2 protein-coding genes are annotated in these 670 nt (G+C 43.1%); both read right to left on the reverse strand.

The genetic code is table 11. The features are described 5' to 3' along the window. The coding region (locus tag ACS8FD_RS21185; protein WP_439277319.1) for an IS630 family transposase at positions 1-424 on the reverse strand (424 nt) is incomplete at its 3' end. Then, positions 393-670 (reverse strand): IS630 transposase-related protein (locus ACS8FD_RS21190; protein WP_439277318.1); only part of this gene is annotated, 278 nt, incomplete at its 5' end. The genes ACS8FD_RS21190 and ACS8FD_RS21185, both read right to left, overlap by 32 nt.

Consider the following 670-nt stretch of genomic DNA (forward strand, 5'->3'; position numbering starts at 1 on the left):
ATTTCTTTTCGATAGGGTTTAGGTATGGGCTGTACGGCGGCAACCAAAGAATACGATGCCCGTGCCTGTTTAGTAGCTTTTGAATGCGTTTGCTCTTATGAAATCTGGCGTTATCCATCACAATCACGCATTTAGTTTTAAGACTTGGGATTAGCTTGTGTTTGCACCAGTGATAGAAGACGATGCTGTTGATGTTTGTCTCAAAGTAATCAAGCGCAAACAGCATCTTTTCATACAGAGCACCAATAACGTTGGTTCGCTTTTTACCTTGCCAGTTGTAGCTATCGATACAAGGCTTACCGATCGGCGCATAGCCATGAGAGCGGATGGTCTCGTGCTCAAAGCCGCTTTCATCCATATAGACAATGGGATAGCCTTGCTGCGTAAAGCTATCAAGCTTTCCCTGATACGCCGCTCTTTTTATTGGGCAAGCTTTTGGATGCTCTAAGGTCTTTTTTTTGACTGATGCCTAGGCGCTTTAGGGCATGATAAATGCCTGTTTTACTACAATTTAAACGATGTGCTCGCTCATACTGGTAATCATCAGGACGTTCTTTGACATCATTAAGTAGCACGTCATCTGGTATTTGATAGGGTTTGGTTTGCCTGATTGTTTTGCTATGAACACGTCTCTTCCAGTTTTGTATGGTGGTTGGGCTGAGATTATAGA

Source organism: Psychrobacter sp. 1U2, assembly GCF_051847575.1.